The organism is Haloferax prahovense (genome assembly GCF_000723845.1).
GTDB classification, from domain to species: domain Archaea; phylum Halobacteriota; class Halobacteria; order Halobacteriales; family Haloferacaceae; genus Haloferax; species Haloferax prahovense.
On sequence record NZ_LK053000.1, the window covers coordinates 617,471 to 635,449 of the forward strand.

At 67.7% G+C, this 17,979-nt stretch carries 20 protein-coding genes; 14 read left to right on the forward strand and 6 right to left on the reverse strand.

All coding sequences use genetic code 11. The features are described from left to right. The first annotated feature begins 43 nt into the window (after positions 1 to 43). The 8 genes from BN984_RS02890 to BN984_RS02925 all read left to right on the forward strand — a co-directional run bounded on the left by BN984_RS02890 (position 44) and on the right by BN984_RS02925 (position 5,592). Complete coding sequence (locus tag BN984_RS02890; protein ID WP_004975456.1) at positions 44 to 328, forward strand: amphi-Trp domain-containing protein; 285 nt, start codon at positions 44 to 46, stop codon at positions 326 to 328. A gap of 108 nt (positions 329 to 436) precedes the next feature. Continuing rightward, positions 437 to 934, forward strand: a complete 498-nt coding sequence (locus BN984_RS02895; protein WP_008095723.1) for a GNAT family N-acetyltransferase — start codon at positions 437 to 439, stop codon at positions 932 to 934. A 116-nt stretch (positions 935 to 1,050) separates the two neighbouring features. Continuing rightward, positions 1,051 to 1,848 carry a YqcI/YcgG family protein gene (locus BN984_RS02900; protein WP_008095721.1) on the forward strand — a complete coding sequence of 266 codons (798 nt, stop codon included), beginning with the start codon at positions 1,051 to 1,053 and terminating at the stop codon, positions 1,846 to 1,848. A gap of 28 nt (positions 1,849 to 1,876) precedes the next feature. Further along, on the forward strand, positions 1,877 to 2,443 hold the full coding sequence (locus BN984_RS02905; RefSeq protein WP_049967626.1) for a cysteine hydrolase family protein: 567 nt from the start codon (positions 1,877 to 1,879) through the stop codon (positions 2,441 to 2,443). A 75-nt stretch (positions 2,444 to 2,518) separates the two neighbouring features. Further along, positions 2,519 to 2,902, forward strand: a complete 384-nt coding sequence (locus tag BN984_RS02910) for a hypothetical protein (protein ID WP_004042221.1) — start codon at positions 2,519 to 2,521, stop codon at positions 2,900 to 2,902. Positions 2,903 to 3,020: 118 nt separating this feature from the next. Further along, positions 3,021 to 4,145: a putative sulfate/molybdate transporter gene (locus BN984_RS02915; protein WP_008095716.1), complete on the forward strand. Its 1,125-nt coding sequence runs from the start codon at positions 3,021 to 3,023 to the stop codon at positions 4,143 to 4,145. Positions 4,146 to 4,196: 51 nt separating this feature from the next. Continuing rightward, the gene (locus BN984_RS02920) at positions 4,197 to 5,123 is read left to right on the forward strand and encodes an HFX_2341 family transcriptional regulator (protein ID WP_004975440.1); all 927 of its coding nucleotides are present in this window, start codon (positions 4,197 to 4,199) and stop codon (positions 5,121 to 5,123) included. Between the two features lie 220 nt (positions 5,124 to 5,343). Next, positions 5,344 to 5,592 (forward strand): DUF4242 domain-containing protein, encoded by a 249-nt coding sequence (locus BN984_RS02925; protein WP_147298781.1) that lies wholly within the window; start codon positions 5,344 to 5,346, stop codon positions 5,590 to 5,592. A 53-nt stretch (positions 5,593 to 5,645) separates the two neighbouring features. Here the strand turns inward: BN984_RS02925 and BN984_RS02930 are convergent, their stop codons facing one another. Continuing rightward, on the reverse strand, positions 5,646 to 6,701 hold the full coding sequence (locus BN984_RS02930; RefSeq protein ID WP_008095704.1) for a hypothetical protein: 1,056 nt from the start codon (positions 6,699 to 6,701) through the stop codon (positions 5,646 to 5,648). A gap of 69 nt (positions 6,702 to 6,770) precedes the next feature. Further along, positions 6,771 to 7,490: a DUF1405 domain-containing protein gene (locus BN984_RS02935; protein WP_008095703.1), complete on the reverse strand. Its 720-nt coding sequence runs from the start codon at positions 7,488 to 7,490 to the stop codon at positions 6,771 to 6,773. A gap of 149 nt (positions 7,491 to 7,639) precedes the next feature. Between BN984_RS02935 and pdxS the strand changes: the two genes are divergently transcribed. Further along, positions 7,640 to 8,548: a pyridoxal 5'-phosphate synthase lyase subunit PdxS gene (gene pdxS, locus BN984_RS02940; RefSeq protein WP_008095702.1), complete on the forward strand. Its 909-nt coding sequence runs from the start codon at positions 7,640 to 7,642 to the stop codon at positions 8,546 to 8,548. A 76-nt stretch (positions 8,549 to 8,624) separates the two neighbouring features. Here pdxS and BN984_RS02945 read toward each other — a convergent pair whose 3' ends face one another. The 3 genes from BN984_RS02945 to BN984_RS02955 form a co-directional block, all read right to left on the reverse strand. Next, positions 8,625 to 9,116 (reverse strand): universal stress protein, encoded by a 492-nt coding sequence (locus tag BN984_RS02945; RefSeq protein ID WP_008095701.1) that lies wholly within the window; start codon positions 9,114 to 9,116, stop codon positions 8,625 to 8,627. A 132-nt stretch (positions 9,117 to 9,248) separates the two neighbouring features. Then, positions 9,249 to 10,130 carry a homoserine kinase gene (locus BN984_RS02950; RefSeq protein WP_008095700.1) on the reverse strand — a complete coding sequence of 294 codons (882 nt, stop codon included), beginning with the start codon at positions 10,128 to 10,130 and terminating at the stop codon, positions 9,249 to 9,251. Between the two features lie 66 nt (positions 10,131 to 10,196). After that, positions 10,197 to 11,975 (reverse strand): histidine kinase N-terminal 7TM domain-containing protein, encoded by a 1,779-nt coding sequence (locus BN984_RS02955; protein WP_049967627.1) that lies wholly within the window; start codon positions 11,973 to 11,975, stop codon positions 10,197 to 10,199. Positions 11,976 to 12,071: 96 nt separating this feature from the next. On the opposite strand from BN984_RS02955, the gene BN984_RS02960 reads away from it, so the two are divergent. The 3 genes from BN984_RS02960 (at position 12,072) to BN984_RS02970 (ending at position 15,684) form a co-directional block, all read left to right on the forward strand. Further along, positions 12,072 to 13,385, forward strand: coding sequence for an NAD(P)/FAD-dependent oxidoreductase (locus tag BN984_RS02960; protein ID WP_008095698.1), 1,314 nt, complete (start codon positions 12,072 to 12,074; stop codon positions 13,383 to 13,385). Between the two features lie 158 nt (positions 13,386 to 13,543). Beyond that, on the forward strand, positions 13,544 to 14,203 hold the full coding sequence (locus BN984_RS02965; RefSeq protein WP_049967628.1) for a TetR/AcrR family transcriptional regulator: 660 nt from the start codon (positions 13,544 to 13,546) through the stop codon (positions 14,201 to 14,203). Further along, a complete protein-coding gene (locus BN984_RS02970; RefSeq protein ID WP_049967629.1) occupies positions 14,200 to 15,684 on the forward strand; it encodes an MATE family efflux transporter in 1,485 nt (494 codons plus the stop codon). The genes BN984_RS02965 and BN984_RS02970 overlap by 4 nt, the downstream gene beginning before the upstream one ends. 27 nt (positions 15,685 to 15,711) lie before the next feature. On the opposite strand, the gene BN984_RS02975 is transcribed toward BN984_RS02970, so the two are convergent. Beyond that, positions 15,712 to 16,353 carry a DUF6149 family protein gene (locus BN984_RS02975; RefSeq protein WP_181950680.1) on the reverse strand — a complete coding sequence of 214 codons (642 nt, stop codon included), beginning with the start codon at positions 16,351 to 16,353 and terminating at the stop codon, positions 15,712 to 15,714. A 137-nt stretch (positions 16,354 to 16,490) separates the two neighbouring features. Between BN984_RS02975 and BN984_RS02980 the strand changes: the two genes are divergently transcribed. Together BN984_RS02980 and BN984_RS02985 are read left to right on the forward strand one after the other, a co-directional pair. Next, a complete protein-coding gene (locus BN984_RS02980; RefSeq protein ID WP_049967631.1) occupies positions 16,491 to 17,399 on the forward strand; it encodes a winged helix-turn-helix domain-containing protein in 909 nt (302 codons plus the stop codon). A gap of 88 nt (positions 17,400 to 17,487) precedes the next feature. After that, on the forward strand, positions 17,488 to 17,874 hold the full coding sequence (locus tag BN984_RS02985; RefSeq protein WP_049967632.1) for a hypothetical protein: 387 nt from the start codon (positions 17,488 to 17,490) through the stop codon (positions 17,872 to 17,874). Positions 17,875 to 17,979 lie beyond the last annotated feature (105 nt).

The following is a 17,979-nucleotide window of genomic DNA, read 5'->3' on the forward strand; positions in this document are numbered from 1 at the left end:
ACCGCAACGAAGCTTAACCCCCTGCGGGTGTAACCTACGGTCCATGCCCGAAGAAGTGCTCTTCAAATCCGAGAACCGACAGGCGCGAGCGGAAATCGCGTCGTATCTCCGAACCGTCGCCGACAAGCTCGACGCGGGCGAGCCGATTACGCTGAAGTCCGGCGACCAGACTGTCACGATGGAGCCGCCCGCGTCGCCGACGTTCGAGGTGAAAGCGGAACGCGAGGGCCCCGCTGGCGGTCCCTACGAACTGAGCATCGAGTTCGAACTGGAGTGGGACGAGGGCGCGGACGACGGAGCCGACGCCGGCGGCCTCGAAATCGAGTGAGGCGGGCGCGCCGGTCGTGCACTGATTCGAGTGTGGCCGGCGCGACGAATCGTCCCGAACGCTCAACACAGTTACCCTTTTGACATTCCCACGAGTCGTCGGTGACTCATGCAGATTCGACCGCTTCAGGCCGACGAGGTGGACGCGCTGGTTGACGACCTGTGGCTCCCGTTCGCCGAGGAGATGGGCGACATCGACGACTACGACGCGCTGGCCGAGGACGTGGACGTGCGGGCCGAGGCGCTCGACTACCGGTCCGAGCAGGTGGAAGCCGAGAACACCCGGACGTTCGTCGCCGTCGCGGCCGCGGAGGAGTCGGACTCCGCCGAGCGGTCGCTCCGGGGCTACGTCACGGTCGCGGACGCCGACTCCCCGCCGGTGTTCGCCCGCGGGTCGGTCGCCAAGGTGAAAGACCTCTACGTCGCGCCCGCGGCGCGGGGCGAGGGCGTCGGCACGGAACTCCTCGAACGGGCCCACGAGTGGGGCCGCGACCGCGGGTGCGAACGGGCCGCGCTGAGCGTCCACGCCGACAACGACGCCGCCCGGTCGTGTTACGAGTCGATGGGATACGAGACGCGGTACCTGAAACTCGACCGCCCGCTCTGAGGGCGGAGACGACGGCGGCTTCGCGGATGGCGACAAGGGTCGTCACCCGCCGTTTCGAGGGTCGTGTTCGCCCCCCGAACCCGAACCCTCAAAGCCGCTGAATCCAATTGGCGCGCATGAACGAGTCGGGCCACCAAGTGCTCATGGAGCAGGACGTGCTCCGCCGCCGCCTCGACGACGGCGACCTCCCCGACTGGGCGAGAAAACACTACGAGACGTTCCGCGAGACGATGCTCGGCGACCGCGACGGCGCGCCGTTCCCGTGTTACTTCGGCATCGAGTCCGAGCGCAACGGCGACGCCCTCTACACCTTCGTGGATTCGATGACAGACAAGGACGCGCTGTTGGCGCTCCGCGACACGCTCCTCGAATACCTCGACGTGTACCCGGACTACTCCGAGGCGTGCTCGCTCGTCGCGTTCTTCAAGCCGCCGGCGGAGGACCTCACCGAGGCCGACTACCACGAACACCTCTGGCACGTCCTCCAGTTCCTCCACGTCAACGACCCCGAGCCGTGGCCGGCGGACATCCCGACCGACCCCGACGACCCGAAATGGGAGTTCTCCTTCGGCGGCGAACCGATGTTCCCGACGACCCGCGCGCCGTTCTACGACGAGCGCGTCAGCCGCTACTGCCCGTGGGGCCTCGAAATCACCTTCCAGCCGCGCGCGCTGTTCGACGGCATCACCGCCGACACCGAGGCCGGCCAGAAGGCCCGCGAGGTCATCCAGAACCGCATCGAGGAGTACGACGGGGTCTGCCCCCACGCCGACCTCGGCGACTGGGGCGTCGAGGGCGACCGTGAGTGGCCGCAGTACATGTTCTCTTCCGACGAGTCGCAAGCGCCCGACGAGTGCCCGATTCGCATCACGCGCGAGCACCCGAAGGTGCCGATGGCCCCGGCGGACGACTGATGACGGCCGCTAATTCGAGGGCCGGCCGATGACCGCCGCCGACCTCCCCGGTGACGCCGTTCTCGTCTGTATCGACATGCAGGTCGGCTTCGACGACCCGGCGTGGGGCGACCGCAACAACCCGGAGATGGAAGCGCGCGTCGCCGACCTGCTCGCGGCGTGGCGCGCGGCCGACCGCCCGGTCGTCCACGTCCGCCACGACTCCACCGAACCCGACTCGCCGCTCCGGCGCGACGGCGAGGGCTTCGCGTGGAAGCCCGAGGCCGAACCCGACGACGGCGAACCGGTGTTCACGAAGCGCGTCAACAGCGGCTTCATCGGCACCGACCTCGAAGCGTGGCTCCGCGAGCGCGACCGCTCGACGCTCGTCGTCTGCGGTCTCACGACCGACCACTGCGTCTCGACGACGACGCGGATGGCCGAGAACCTCGGCTTCGACGTGTACCTCCCCGCGGACGCGACCGCGACGTTCGACCGAGAAGGCCACGACGGCGAGCGCTTTTCGGCCGACGAGATGCACCGTACCGCGCTGGCGCACCTGAACCGGGAGTTCGCAACCGTCGTCGAGTCGGCCGACCTGTCGGCGACGCGGTGAGTGGTCGTCGCGTTCGCCGCCGGCCGTCCACGAAGCTGTAGTCAGATTTTCATATCCCCGCCGAGACGGTGGCACATGGACCGCCGATTTCTCGCCGTCGTCGGGGTGTTCGACCTGCTCATCGCCGTCGGCCTCGTGCTTCTCGGCGCGCCCGCTCACCCGGTTTCGTTCGCCCGGTTCGCGCTGTTTACCGCCGCCGGCGTGCTGTTGGTCGTCGCCGGCATCCGCGAATCGGTCGCTCTCGGGTCGACGACGCTCCGGTGGCACGTCGTCGCGGGCGCGGGCTACGTCTGCTTCGGGTTGGCCGTGCTCGCCAACGGCCTGTCGTCCGTCCTCGACGCCCGCGGCGACCCCTACTTCGGCGGGCTGTCCGCGCTCCTGCTCGCCCCCGTGATGCTGTTCATGGGCATCGATTACCTCCGCGGCGGCGTCCACTTCGACCTCTCGACGTTCGAGTGAGCGTCGGGGTCGACGCCTGCGGGAATCGACGTAACTTATTTCAGTTTCGCTGACCGATGACGGTTCCGGCTTACGATTACGCAAATACATTTCCCCGTCGGCGCGGAATCACCCTCCGATGGGTGTTTCGTTCCCGTACGGCGACGAGCTCGCGGTGGACTTCTCGTGGCACGAGTTCACCGGCGCGGTGGGAGATTCGGTTACGGTCCTCCCTATCGTCGTCGCCGTCGCCCGCCTGACCGACCTCTCGCTGGCCGTCGTGCTCGTCTGGTTCGGCGTGTTTCAAGTCGTCTGGGGGCTGTACTACGCGGCCCCGCTGTCGGTCGAACCGATGAAGGCGCTGGCCGCGCTCGTCCTCGCCGAGACGGTTACGACCGGCGAGGCGCTCCTCGCCGGGTTCGGCCTCGGCGTCGTTCTCCTCGCTATCGGTCGGACTCGCTCGCTCGACCGCGTAAGCCGCTACATCGGCGCGCCGGTCGTCCGCGGCGTCCAGTTCGGCGTCGCGCTCGTCCTCCTGTCGACCGGGCTCGAACTCGGCGCGGGCGACCTCCCGCTCGCCGGCCTCGCGGTCGCCGTCGCCGCCGTCGCCCTCCTCACCAAGCGCTCGAACCTGAGCGCCCTCGCCGTCCTCGCGGTCGGCGGCGCGGTCGCCGTCGTCGACGTGGGACACCTGTCGCTCGCGGTCCCGTCGGTCGGCGACGCCCGGCTGCTCTCGCTCGACAACCTCTCGTTCTCCGTCGCGGAGGCCGCAGTCGCCCAGTTGGCGATGACCGTCGGCAACGCCGCGCTCGCCACGTCGGTCCTGCTCGCGGACTACTTCGACCGCGACGTCTCCGCCGACGAACTCGCCACCAGCATGGGCGCGATGAACCTCCTCGCGGTCCCTCTCGGCGGCTTTCCGATGTGCCACGGCAGCGGCGGCGTCGCCGGCAAGTACGCCTTCGGCGCGCGGACCGCCGGCGCGAACGTGATTCTCGGCGTCGGCTACGTCCTCGTCGCCCTGTTCGCCGTGGACGTGGTCGCCGCCTACCCCGTCGCCATGCTCGGCGTTGTCTTGGCGATTATCGGCCTGCAACTGGCGCGGACGAGCCTGACCAGCCTGACCCGCGCGGACGGCTACGCCCTCGTGGTCGCTATCGGCCTCGTGGGCGTCGTCGTGAATCTGGGTGTCGCGTTCGTCGGTGGGGTTGCGGCGTGGCTGGTGTGGGAGCGGTGGGGCCGAGCGGTGTGGGACGGGGAGTGACAGTCGGGTCAGTTGGTCGGATTCATAACCAACCCCGCCCACGTACCACGTATGCAGACGCACATCGTTCCCGTCGGCTTCGACTACGACCGACTCATCGCGCCGCTCATCCGCGATCAGTTGGACGTGGACCGCGTCATCCTCCTCGAGGGGGCCGTCGGGAGCGAGGCGAACGTCGAGTACTCGCGGAACCTCTCGGGCAAACTCGGCAAGGACTTCGAGAACCTCCTCGGCGCGGAGACCGAGCGCGTCATCGTCGACGACGTGTACGACTACGACGCGGCGTTCGAGCAGGCGTACGACCTCATCAACGCCGAACTCGACGCCGACGACGAACTCCGCGGCGACGACGACGAACCCGGCGAGGTCTGGGTCAACGTGAGCGCGATGCCTCGGCCGGTCTCCTTCGCGTTCGCCACCGCGGCCCACTCCATCATGGTCGAGCGACAGGCCGACCGCGAGCGCATCCACACCTACTACACGGCCCCCGAGAAGTACCTCGAAACCGAACTCGCAGAGGAGTTACGGACCGAGCGCGCGCTCCTTTCGGACCTCCTCGAATCGGGCGAAATCGACGCCGACCGCATCCGCGAGCGCCTCGACGCCACCTCCGACCTGCTGTCGGAGTTCGACGAGCGCGGGACGACCATCGGTGCGAAGCAGATAGACGGCCGCCACATCGTCGAACTCCCGGTGGCCTCCTTCTCTAACGTCAAGCCGTTCGAGGAGGTCATCCTGTTCAAACTCGGCGAACACGGCGAGTTCGGCTCGGTCTCCGAACTCGCGGAGGCGCTCGCCCGCGAGATGAACGAGGAGTACACCGACTCCTTCCGGTCGAAGGTCATCTACAACGTCGACCGCCTCGGCCCCGGCGGCAAGGGCTACATCGAACAGGAAGAACGCGGGAAGTCCTACCGGACGCGCCTCTCCCGAATCGGCCAGTTGTGGGTCCGTGCCCACGCCGACAGCGACGAGTGAGCCGTCGGTGAAGCGGGCTACGGGAGAGAACCGATTCAGCCCGGCCCGCACGGATGCGGCGTTCGTCACGGCGTCGCGCATCTGACGATTATCTGATTACACTTCGCGTGGTTCGAACCGGGGAATACTCGACTAAGTTGGCGTCTGATACTTGTGTCAGTACATTCTGGTAAATAGTGAAGAACGATTATCAGCGCTGGCGTGCTATATACTAGCAACCATGCCGCTATACATGGACGTACACCGGAACGTAGAGGGAAGTGCGAAAGACGTCGCTGAGGCCCACCGCGCCGACATCGAGACGCAGGGCAAGTACGGGGTGAACTACAAGCACTACTGGGTCGACGAGAAGGACGGCGCGGTCTTCTGTCTCTTCGAGGCACCGAACAAGGAGGCGGGGGCGAAAGTCCACGAAGAGGCCCACGGCCTCGTCGCCGACGAGATATTCGAAGTACAGCAAGGCGAGTAACGCGGCCAGCGCACCCCTCGACGCGTCTCTCTGGAACGGCCGGGTTTCGGTTCTTAGAACTCCAGCCCCGACGGGTCGTCGCCCGGTTCGAGCGGGCTCGTCGGCAGTCCCGCCGGCGGCTCGGGAAGGTTGTACTCGCCGGGAGCCACGTCGTTCGGACCGTCGGGGTAGAACACCGACGCGAGCAGTTGGATGTGGTCCCGCCCCACGTCGAGTTCGAACTGGCCGCCGCCGTACAGCGACATTCCACGTTCGTGGGCGTACTCGATGGTGTCGAACAGCGACTCGACCGTGCCGAACCGCGAGGGTTTGATATTCAGCCACGACGGCTCGAACGGCAGGCTCTCGACGGATGCGACGCCGGTAATCGGCGCGTCCCACGAGACGCGGCCCTCGTGCCCGTCGAACAGCGGTCGCGTCTCGTCGGTGAACGCCGGGTCCTCGACGACCGCGTCGGGGAAGCCCGACAGGATGCGCTCGTAGAGTTCCGGGTCGGGCGCTTGGTCCACGTCGGTCCCCTCGTACTGACCCTTGAGGTCGAGGATGCGAACACAGTCGTGGGCGGCGAGCGACGACACAAGCTCATCGTGCCAGTCAGTTGTCGGGTCGAGTTTGAACTCACAGTCGGGGTCGCGGTCGAGGAGCATCTCGACGCGGTCGGCCGACGGCGGGTCGCCGAGGCGGGTGCTCACGACGAAGCGAAGCGGGGTACGCTCGCGGTCGACGGCGGACGCGAGGTCGGTTCCGGCCTGCCGGAGCGCGAGGTCGAGCCCGGCGGATTCGAGCGCCCAGCGCCGGTAGTGTTCGGCCGTCTCGCGCTCGGGCTCCTTCGTCGGAAACAGGTCGACCCCGTCGAGCGCCGCGGAGAAGTCGGCGAACGAGTCGTAGCTTCCGGCGAGGTCGAAGGCGTCCTCGGGGGCGTCGGCGAGGGCGTCGTGGTCCTCCGTGTCGTAGGTCACGTCCTCGCCGCGGCCGACCGCGCCGTCGCCGGCGAGCGAGAACACCGTCGTCTTGCGGAGGAAGCCGCTCGACGTGTCGCTCTCGAAGCGGTCGCGGGAGACGGACTCGACGGTCAGCGGCAGGTCGGCCACGTGGTCGAAGAGGCGCATGGCTCGCCCGTTAGGGGCGGCGGGACAAAAGGCTACGTCCGGGTCGGCCGACGCGCCGTCGGTTCTCGGTCAGTCGATGCCGCCCCGTTCGAGTTTCGCGACCCGCGTCGCGAGCGCGAGGAACGTCGCCGCGACCGTCAGGAGGACCGCGCCCGCCGCGGCGTACTCGTGGGCGGGCGAAACGTGCTGCACGACGCCGTCGACGATTGGTTCGGCCGGGATGAGCGTGTGGTGGGGCGTGCCCACGATGGGAACGAAGTAGTCCACGAGGTCGTTGAGGCCGTACCAGCCGACCGCGACGAGGACGGCGAGAGACGGGAACTCGGCGTACCGCTGGATGAGGAAGGCCTCGACGACCATGGCGAGGTGACTCCAGAAGAGGAAGTTGTACATCGCCCAGTGGAGGTACGAGAAGTCGCTTTTGAACACGAGGAGGACGTACGGCGTCCACAGCCCGAGTTTGAGACAGCCGAAGAAGGCGAGGGCGTTGACGTACTCGTTGGACCGCCCGAGTTTCCAGAGCGCGAGCGACAGCGCGATGAACAGCGTGGCGACGGGGCTGTCGGGGACGAGCGGCCACATCGCGGTCGGTTCGATGCTAAACTGGTAGCCGTAGTACCAGAAGCCGAAGGCGGTCCCGACGAGGTTGATGACGACCACGAGCCACGCGATGTTGAGGCCGAAGTTCTCCAGCCACTCCGGCAGGGGTGCGAGCCACCGCGGGAGGTCGGTTCCCGCCGGCAGGTCGTCGTCGTCGAGCAGTCGGCGCAGTCGGGTCGCCGCGTCCATACCCACGCCGAAGCGGGGGGATGCAAAAGTGATGCCGGTCTCGGTGACTGCGGCCGGTGTTGGCGGCCCAGAAACACATCCTGTGCGGAATGCGAACGGTTGACGGATGGAAGCGACCGCTTAAGTAAACCCAGTCGCAAGCGACGGATATGCCAGAGGAGACCGACCTGGAGGAGCTTCGGCGCGGGACCGAACTCGTCAAGCGCGGGTTCGCCCAGATGCAGAAGGGCGGCGTCATCATGGACGTCGTCGACGCAGAGCAAGCGAAAATCGCGGAGGAAGCCGGCGCAGTCGCCGTTATGGCGCTCGAAGCCGTCCCGGCGGACATCCGCAAGCGCGGCGGGGTCTCCCGGATGGCCGACCCCGAGACGGTCAAGGAGATTATCGACGCCGTCTCCATTCCGGTGATGGGCAAGGCCCGCATCGGCCACTACACCGAGGCGCAGATTCTCGAGTCCATCGGCGTCGACATGATAGACGAGAGCGAGGTGCTCACCCCGGCGGACAACGACTACCACATCGACAAGCGCGAGTTCACCTCGCCGTTCGTCTGCGGCGCGCGCAACCTCCCCGAGGCGCTCCGCCGCATCAACGAGGGCGCGGCGATGATTCGAACCAAGGGCGAGGCCGGCACGGGCGACGTGAACCAGGCCGTCACGCACCAGCGCACCATCAAACACCAGATTCGGACGCTGACCGGTCTCAACTTCGACGAGCGCGAGAAGTGGGCCCGCGAGCACGAAGCGCCCGCCGAACTCGTCCACGAGACGGCCGAGATGGGTCGCCTGCCGGTCGTCAACTTCGCGGCCGGCGGCATCGCCACGCCCGCCGACGCCGCGCTCATGATGTACCACGAGTGCGACGGCATCTTCGTGGGCTCCGGCATCTTCGGCGCGGAGGACCCGGAACAGATGGGTGAGGCCATCGTCGAGGCCGTCAACAACTGGGACGACCCCGACACACTCGCCGACATCGCGTCGGGCATCGGCAAGGGCATGAAAGGCGAGGCGAACGTCGGCATGGCCGACGAGGACAAGCTGCAGGGCCGCGGCGTCTAACGCGGCGACACCCGCCGACGACCGGCCGTCTTGGTTTTCGATTCGATTTTTCTTCCGACTCGGCGCGCCGCCCGCTTCAGGCGAGGAGTCCCGACTTCCCCTTGGCGTCGTCCGACGACTCCTCGCCGAGGAGGACGGTGACCGGGCCGTCGAAGTTGAGCATGACCGACTGCGTCAGGTCCCGGGAGATGAGCTTGCCGGCGGGCGAGCGGCGGCGACCGGAGATGAAGAGGTGGTCGCAGCCCTCCCAGCGGGCCGTTTCGAGGATGGTGTCGGCCTCGGGGCCGATGTCGGCGACGATGCGATAATCGAGGTCCAGTCCCTCGAACGCCTCGCGGGCGACGCGCTTGGCGCGACGGGTGGCCGACTCGATGGCCTGGTCGATGCCGTAGACGACGTCCGAGGAGCCGACGCTGGCGAGCGCCGAGCGGGTCCGTTCGAACTCCTCGTCCGGGAGAACCGTGAGGACGACGAGTTCCGCACCGCTGCCGGCGGCCAGTTCGCCGGCCTCGCGGAGGATTCGGTGCGACCGTTCTTCGGGGGAGACGACGACGAGTGCTCGTTCCATGGTCGAATATATCGTGATAGTGAGAAAAGTCTTCTCGGAATCGTGTTACCAACGACCGCGTCAACGCGTTGCAGTAGCTCAGACGCGGGAAGAGACGAGAATCGTGCGTGCGAGTGGTTCTCTCTGTACCACTCAGAGTTCGAATACTTCTGCCCCGCGACCGACCCGCGTCTTGTAGGCGCGGGCGTCCACGTCTGCCTCGTCGAACGCTTCGAGCATCGCGCCGGCGACGCGGGTGCGGTCGGCCGCTTGGCAGACGCCGAGGACCGAGGGACCGGCACCGGAGACGGTGACGCCGGACGCGCCCGCGTCGAGGGCGGCCTCGCGGACCCCGTGGTAGCCGTTGATGAGTTCTGCTCGCGCGGGCGTGACGACGCGGTCGTCCATCCCCGCGCCGACGAGGTCGGGGTCGCGGCGGCACATCCCGACCGCGAGGGTCGCCGCCCGGCCGACCGTGTGGACCATGTCCTCGATGCTAGCGTCGCTCGGGACGACTCGTCGGGCGTCGCGGGTCGAGACGGCGATTTCGGGGAGGCAGGCGACGAGCGGGATGTCGGCGTCGACGGTCGTGACGCCCTCGTCGGTCGCGACGGTGAAGCCGCCGAGGAGCGCGGGCGCGACGTTGTCGGCGTGGGCCTCGCCGGAGACGACGGCCTCGCCCTCGGCGGCGACGGGGACGAGCTCCTCGCGGGAGAGCCCGCGGTCGTACAGCTCGTTCAGCGCGACGGCGGCGGCGGCCGAGCTCGCCGCCGACGAGCCGAGTCCGGACGACGGGCGGACGCCCTTGTCGATGCGGATGTGCGCGGGGGCGTCGAGCGCCTCCGCGACCGCGCCGACGACGTTCCGGTCGGGGTCGGTCGGGATGTACTGACTGCCGACGCCGGTCACTTCGATTGTCGTCCGGTCCGCCCGTTCGACGTGAACGATGTCGGCGGGGCGGTCGAGAGCCACGCCGAAGACATCGAACCCACTTCCGAGGTTGGCGCTCGTGGCGGGTGCGCGGACCGTAACCATGCCCCGCTGTTGCCTTATCGCAGATAAAAATGTGGCGAACGTCGCAACCGACCCCTCGTCGCGCGCTCAATCGCTCGTCGACTGCTCCGCGTTCGCGGGCTCGGGGTCGGTCTCGACGCCGGTGAACTCGAACCGCGCCCCGCCGGCGTCCGACTCGCCGAGGCTGACGGACCAACCGTGGGCGTCCGCAATCGTCTTGACGATGGGCAGGCCGAAGCCGGTCCCGTTCTCGTGGGTCGTGTACCCCCGCTCGAACACGTCCGCTCGCTCGGACTCCGGAATGCCCGGCCCGTCGTCTTCGACGTAGAAGCCGCCGTCGAGTGCGCCGACGGCGACGGTGAGCGCGTCGTCGTCTTCGCTCCCGTGCTCGACAGCATCACCAGACGTAGTCTGGTTGCCCGTGGAACCGTGTTCCACGGCGTTCCGAAACAGGTTCTCGAACAGCTGGCGGAGTCGTCCCCGGTCGGCGGCGATAGTCCGGTCGGCCCGAACGTCGAGGGCCGCGTCGCCGACGACCGTGCCGTCCCACGCCTCCTGTGCGACCGTTCGCAGCGCGACCGGCGTCACGTCGGTGAGCGTCTCGCCCTCGCGGGCCAGCGTGAGCAGGTCCTCGATGATGTTCTCCATCCGGTCGTGGGCGTCCTCGATTCGCTCGAAGTACTCCTCGTCGCCGGTCTCGGCTGCGAGTTCGAGGTAGCCGCGGGCGACGGTGAGCGGATTCCGCAGGTCGTGAGAGACGACCGACGCGAACTCGTCGAGCCGCTCGTTTTGGCGTTCGAGCCGTCGCTCGCGTTCGACCCGTTCTGTCACGTCGCGGAGGAGGACGAGCGTCCCCGTCATGTTCGCCTCGTCGCCCAGCGGCGTCGTCTCTACGAGGAGGGCGCGCTCGCCGTCGTCCGTCGGGACCGTCGTCTCCGTCTCCGCGTCGGACTGCGGAACGCCGTCGAGCGCGTCGACGATTTCCGCGGGGAGGACGCGCACGACCGACCGTCCGTAGGCGTCCGAGAGGGGAAGCGAGAGGAACTGCTCGCCAGCGGGGTTGACGTCGATGACGCGCCCGTCGCCGTCGAGGACGAGCGCGGCGTCGTGCATCGACTCGACGGCCGACTCCCACGCGACGGGGACGAGCGTGAACAGTCGGTGTCGGAAGACGCTCCAGGCGACCGCCCCCGAGGCGACCGAGAAGGCCAGCACGGGGATGTTGAGACCTGGAACGGGGCTCAGGCCGGCGACGTAGACGACGCCGCCCACGGTCGGGACCAGTCCGCCGCCGAGGAGGGCGAGCGTCTGCTTCCGGTAGATGCCGTCGGACCGCAGGAGCGTCCGGCCGAGGGTGGCGCACCCGAGCAGGATGAGGGCGTAGGCGTAGACGATGAAGCCGGCGAAGGCGACGCCGTGTTCGTTGACGAGAACGACGTAGCCGTGGTCGGCGTCGAGCCAAAGGTCGGTCCAGATGAGGCCGTGCCACGAGTTCGTCAGCACGAGCGCGACGACGGCGACTGGCACGGACCCGAGCGCCGCCCACGCGACTCGGGACTCCAGTTTCACGCCCGCGTGGCGCATCACGTACGCGAACCACAGGAGCGGGAGCGGCGCGATGCCGAAGTAGCCGAGTTGGTTCAAGAGGACCTTCGTCGAGAAGTCGGTCAGAGAGAGTTCGAGCGCGTACGTCCCCATCCAGAGCCCGGACGCGAACAGCAGGAGGGCACCGAGGGTCGCGCCGGGGACGAGGCGACGCTCCGTCCGGCGGCGAAAGAGGTACGCGCCGAGCGCGACGAAGAGGGCCGCACCGATTCCGATGGGAATCGTGTACGGCGTCGCTTGCCAGTACGGAGCGCCGTGCATGCCCGGCTTTCTGTCGACAGGGGTTAAAACTCCCACCGTCGGCGGCGGACCCGGCCAATCAGAAAGGACTTTCCACCCGACGCCGAACGTCGGGGCATGATAGGCATCGTCGGCGGCGGCATCGCGGGCCTCGCCGCGGCGTACCGACTCCAGAACCGGGGTCACGACGTTCGAGTCTTCGAGGCGGCCGACTCTCTCGGCGGCCTCGCCGCAACCTACGAGACGGACGGCGACGACATCGAGAAGTTCTACCACCACCTCTCGAAGTCCGAAGAGACCATCGTCGAACTCGCCGGGGAACTCGGCCTCGAAGACGACCTTGAGTGGCGCATCGGCAAGAACGCCTACTACGTCGATGGCGTCGTCCACCCGCTCGACACCGCGTGGCAAATCGCCGCCTACCCCCACATGAGCCTCTACGACAAGTTCCGTCTCGGCATGCTCACCCTCGGCGTCGACGTTCGCGGAGGCGTCCCCGACTTCGACGCCTACGAGGAACTCGCCGAGTACGAACACACCCCCATCGAGGAGTTCGTCGTCGAGCACACGACCCGCGGCGTCTACGACAACTTCGTCGACCCGCTTCTCGACGGCAAGTTCGGCGAGCGCAAACACGACGTGTCGGCGTCGTGGTTCCTCGGGCGCGTCCGCTTCCGCGGCGAGCGCGACCTGCTGCGCGGGGAGAAACTCGGCTACTTCGACGGCGGCTTCGCGCCCTTCATCGACGCGCTCGTCTCTGCGGTCGGCCGCGAGCACATCGAGACCGGCGCGCGCGTGACGGAACTCGACACCGACGGCGAGGCGGTCTCGACGCTGACCGTCGACACCGACGACGGGACCGAGACCCACGAGGTCGAGTCGGTCGTCGTGGCGACGATGCCGAACGTGCTCGAAGACCTCACGGGCTTCCCCTGCGACATCGACTTCCAAGGGGCGGTCTGCGGACTGGCGACCATGTCGGAGTCGCTGATGGACACCTACTGGCTCAACATCGCCCACGACGCGCCGTTCGGGTCGCTCATCGAGCACACGAACTTCGTGCCGAAAGAGCGCTACGGCGGCGACCACCTGTTGTACGTCGCGAGCTACGTGCAGGGGCCGCACGAAGCGCTCTGGCAGATGAGCGACGAGGAGGTCGAAGACGCGTGGTTCGACGAGATAGAAGACATGTTCCCCGACTTCGACCGGTCGGCGGTCGAGGAGTTCCGCATTGCTCGCAACCCGCGGGCAGGACCGGTGTACGAGCGGGGCTACCTCGACCTCGTGGTGCCGTACGACCTCGGCGAGGAGGTCGCCGAGGGGGTCTACTACGCGGGGATGGCGTCGGAAGCGCAGTACCCAGAGCGGTCGCTCAACGGCGGTATCGTCGCCGGCTACGAGGTCGCAGACCGTATCGACCGTCGCCTGTAGCGCGACCGTAAGCCGACGCTCTCGGAGTTTTCCGACCTTCCCGCGGGATGCCGCCCCACAGCGTGCCGATTTCTCTCGTGGCGCGCCGTCGCACACTTACCGGCAACTTGTTTCTCGTTCGTAACTTCTTTTTAAGTAGCTGACTGACTAGTCAGTTAGTGAGTGCAGACGAAACGCCGGACCAGTCGGTCCCCGACGAGGTCCACGAAGAACTGATGGCCGCGACCTACCGGGCGCTGTGCGCCCACGGCTACGCGGACCTGACGATGCAACGAATCGCCGACGAGGCCGGAAAAAGCAAGTCCCTCCTCCATTACCACTACGGGACCAAACAGGAGCTGCTCGTCGCGTTCCTCGGCTACCTGTTCGACCGCTTCGAGGAGCGGGTCGCCGCGACCGAGGGCGACGCCCCCGAGACCCGCCTCCGGGTCCTCCTGGATAAGATGGTCCCCGACGGCGACGACGACGGCGACTACGACCGCTTCGGGCTCGCCCTCAACGAACTGCGGACGCAGGCCCCCTACGTCGAGGCCTACCGCGAGCAGGTCGCCCGCAACGAGGCGATTATCCGCCGCCGCCTCGCCGACATCATCCGCGAGGGCGTCGAGGAAGGCCACTTCCGCGAGGTCGACGCGGACCGAACCGCGTCGCTCCTCTTCGCGGCGCTCGACGGCGCGCGCCTCCAGCGCGTCGCCGTGACCGACCCCTCGGGAATCGAGACGGCGAGCCAGTCCGCCTTCGACGCGCCCACCGAAGTCCGCGCCGCGCTCGACGAGTTCGTCGTCGAGAACCTCGTGCGCGAGGAAGGTGACGAATGAGCGCGAAGGCGAAGGACGTCAACCTCGTCGACGGCGACCTCGTCAAGCCGATGTTGGTGCTGTCGCTGCCGCTCGTCTTCTCGCAGATTATGCAGGTGGCGTACAACCTCGCCGACACCTTCTGGGTCGGCCGCGTCGGCTCCGAGGCCGTCTCGGCGCTGTCCTTTTCGTGGCCGCTCGTCTTCCTCATGATCTCGTTCGGCGGCGGGTTCACCGTCGCCGGGACGGTCCTCGTCGCCCAGAACAAGGGCGCGGGTAACCACGACGAGGTCGACCACGCCGCCGGGCAGACCCTCGGGTTCGTCATCCTGCTTTCGGCCGGGTTCGCGGTCATCGGCTATCTGTTGACGCCGATACTGCTCCCGCTCATCGGGACGACGCCCGGCACCGAAGTCCACCAGTTGGCGGTCGACTACACGCGCACCATCTTCCTCGGCGTCGCGTTCATGTTCGGCTTCTTCATCTTCCAGGCGCTGCTCCGCGGGTGGGGCGACACCAAGACGCCGATGTACCTGATGGGCCTCGGCGTCGTCATCAACGTCTTCCTCGACCCGTTCCTCATCCTCGGGTTCAACGCGAACCCGATATTCGGCCTCGTCGGTCTCGAAGGCCTCGGACAGTCGCTTTTCGCCGCGACCGGATTCACCGGCTTCGGCGTGCAGGGTGCGGCCATCGCCACGGTGTTCTCACGCGGCGTCGGCGCGCTCGTCGGCTTCTGGCTCCTGCTCTCTGGGCGGGTCGGTATCAGCCTCTCGCCGCGCGACCTGATTCCGGAGCGCGAGATGGTCGAGCGCATCGTCCGCATCGGCGTGCCGTCGAGCATCGAACAGTCGACCCGCGCGCTCGGCGTGACTGCCCTCACGGCGCTCGTCGCCTACGCCGCCGTCAACGCCGGCGGGGCCAGCACCGAGACCGCGGTCGCCGCGTTCGGTATCGGCAACCGCCTCAACTCCCTCGTGTTCCTGCCGGCCATCGGCCTCGCGCAGGGTACCTCGACCGTCGTCGGCCAGAACCTCGGCGCTGACCAGGCCGAGCGCGCCGAACGCGCGGTGTTCTGGGGCGTCGGCATCATCGTCACCGCGCTGGTGTTCGTCTCCGCCGCCGCCTACCTGTTCGCCGAACCCATCGTCGCGGTGTTCATCCCCGGCGAGGAGGCGGTCATCGCCATCGGCGTGGACTACCTGCGCATCATCGGCCCGACGTTCCTGTTCCTCGGGGCGTTCAACGTCGTCAACGGCGGGTTCCGCGGGAGCGGGTCCACCCGGACGGCGATGGTGTTCTCGCTCATCTCGCTGTGGGTGCTGCGCATCCCGGCGGCGTTCGTGCTCGTGGAGTTCTTCTCTATGGGTCCGACCGGCGTCTGGTACGGCATCGCCTTCTCGAACGTCGGGGTGGCGCTGCTCGCGTTCGCGTGGTTCACCCGCGGGACGTGGAAAAACAGCGTCGTCGACGTCGGCCCCCGCGTGCCGTCCGACGATTAGAACCGACCCGACTCCGCGCGACGTCTCTTAAGCGGTCTTCTCGTCGGTGCCGTCGACGTCCTGCATCCCCGGCGCGGCCGACACGTCCACGTCCTCGGGTTCGTCGGCCCCGCCGACCTCGACTTCGCCCGAGTCGTCCTCGACGTACACGTCGTCGGCGAAGCCGCCCTCCGCGTGGGGGTGGTTCGGGTCGTCGAGCTTGCCGAGCGTCGCGGGCGCGTCCGGGATGTCGATGGTGCGGAAGTCGCCGAGGGGGTTCGCGATGTCGATGCCGTGGCGCTCGAAGAACTCCTCGTAGCGTTCGTAGTGGGCCTCGATTTCGTCGACCGGAATCTCCATCATCTCCGTCCAGCCGTGGTTGTAGAAGTCGAAGTTGGCCTGGACGTGGGTTATCTCGCGGGCCTCGGCCTCGGGGAAGCCGGCGTCGAGCGCCGCGAGATAGGTGTCGAAGGTGCACTCGAAGAACGCCGCCATGTGGGCCTCTCGCTCCGCTCTGCGGTCGGAGTCCGCGCGCTCGCCGAAGATACGGACGTGGAGGTCGACCATCTTCTCGGTGGCGATGTCGCCGATGACCGGCATGGTGAGGGCCTTCTTCGTCGCGAAGTGGCGGATGTTCTGGCGAATCTTCATTCCGTCGTCCGCTTCGGGTCGGATACACGTAAAGACCACGTCTCCGGGGGCGCTTCGCGGGCGTCCCGCGCGAGACGGACGCGACCCCGCCTGACTCACGCGGGCGACGCGACCCGCGAGTTCCCGAACGAAATTTTACGAGGTGATTTAATGCGGTTCGCCCGCATGTGAGGGGTATGAGCGACTCCGCATCCGTCCGCGAGGACTCGGTCCTCGAGTGCGACGACTGCATCTCGCCGGCCGAAGCGTTCGGCATCGTCGCCGACGAGACCCGACTCACCATCCTCGAAGCGCTCTGGGAGTCACCCGACCGACCCGTTCCCTTCTCCGAACTCCGCCGACGGGTCGGCGTCGACGACAGCGCGCGGTTCAACTACCACCTCGGAAAGCTCCGCGGCCAGTTCGTCCGCAAGACCGACGACGGCTACGACTTCCGCCACGCCGGCGAGAAGGTCGTCCGCGCCGTGCTCGCGGGGACGTTCAACGAGGACCCCGTCCTCCCCGCCTTTTCGGCACCCGGCTCCTGTGTCGCCTGCGACGGCCCGCTCGAAGCCGACTACGGCGACGAGAAACTCACAATCTCCTGCGCCGACTGCGCGCGGACCCACGCCCACGAGGAGTTCCCGCCCGGCGGCCTCGAAGGGCGCACCACGGAGGCGCTCCTATCGGCGTTCGACCAGCGCGTGCGACACCTCCACTGCCTCGCCGCCGACGGCGTCTGCCCCGAGTGCGGCGGGACGACGAGCACCTCGCTGTCCCGCGACGCCGACCCGTTCGACCTCGACGTGGTCGTGACCCACCGCTGCGGCCAGTGCGCCTACGAGGCCGTCTCGCCCGTCGGGCTGGTCCTGCTCGACGAGTCGACCGTCCTCGGCTTCCTCTCCTCGCGGGGACAGGACGTGTGCGGAACTCCCTTCTGGCGGTTCCCGTGGGTCGTCGGCGACGAGGCACTCACCGTCGTCTCGGAGGACCCGTGGCGCGTCCGCGTCCGCATCGAACACGGAGACGAGGCGCTCGTCGTCGACCTCGACGACGAACTCTCGGTCGTCGACTCTGCGGCCGAAGCTGTCGAGAAGATTGCATAAGCGCGCTACGGTAAGCCCGCTTACAGAAATGTAATTCAGATTACCCTTTTGGTGTCGGCGGTCGTCTCTCCAAACGAGGAGAACGACCATGTTTGACGATATCCACTTCGGCCGCGGCGACGTACGAGAGATAGTCCCGTTCCGGTTCAGAACGCTCTCAGAGACGGCGCTCGTCGCGGTCGCGGCGGTCCTCGGCGTCGTCGCGGCCACCGCGGTCGCGACGCTCGTCGCCCCGCTCGCGCCCGGTCTCGGTCTCGTGGCGCTGTTCTTGGGCTGGCCGCTCGGTTTCGCCGCCGGCGTCGCTGGCGTTCGCGGAGTCGTCCGCATCGCCGCCACCAGCGGCGTTCCCGCCCGCGTCCGCGGCTTTGTTCGCGCCGCGTTCGCTCGCGGCGACGACGACGCGGAGTTGGCACCCTCGGAGTGCCCGGCCGCCGCCGACGGCGGCTTCACCGAGCGGTTCGGTGAGACGCAGTAACAGCCGCGATTCGGCTCCCGTCTCCCCATCTCGTCCCGATTTCCGGCTGCAAAACAATCATGAGGGAGATAGCAATCCACATTAACCCCGAATACAAACGTCGGG